Here is a 614-nt window from a genome sequence, read left to right as displayed (position 1 = left end):
ATCTTGCAGAATTGAATGGTGTTTCAAATGATGAGGTACTATCTTGGGGTCATATGAAGATGTTCTTCAGAATGATGTACCCAAAAGATTCATTGTTTATTACCAATGGTGTAAATCCATCTTCATTACCAATGTTTGCAGGTACTTCTTGGTCACGCCATTGGCCTGGTCGCTATTTGATGAGTTCTACTGATCATGGTGCTACTAGGGAGGCTGGCAACCCATGGACAGTTTCAACTAATGCTGCTGGTGGTTCATTTAATTTCACATTAAGCACTGGGAACTTACCAGCTCACAACCATGGAATGGGACATACTCACCATATAGACTTCATGTCCCAGGCTATGGACAGAAACTCATCTCACTCACACCACGGTGTTGTTGCTAGAGGTAGTTGGGAAATTGGTGGTAATAACTGGACTTACTGGAATTTTCAAGGTATAGGTAATACTGAAGCTACAGATACCAACCACTTACACCACATTGTTGGTGACACACAAGGTACTAGAAACCAAACAGATAACACTGGTAGTGGTTCTGCTATAAGTTATGCTCCGGCGGTATCTGGTGTGTGCATGTGGATTCGTAATGATACCAAACAACCGTGGGAGCTT

Annotated in this window: 1 protein-coding gene; it reads left to right on the top strand. The window is 42.5% G+C overall.

What is annotated here, in order from left to right; genetic code table 11:
* Nucleotides 1-614: hypothetical protein (locus N1032_RS26285; RefSeq protein ID WP_259543589.1), on the top strand; the 614-nt coding region annotated here is incomplete at both ends.

The organism is Herbiconiux daphne (assembly GCF_024979295.1).
In the GTDB taxonomy this organism is placed as follows: Bacteria; Actinomycetota; Actinomycetes; order Actinomycetales; family Microbacteriaceae; genus Herbiconiux; species Herbiconiux daphnes.
This window is presented reverse-complemented; position numbering and strand designations above follow the sequence as displayed.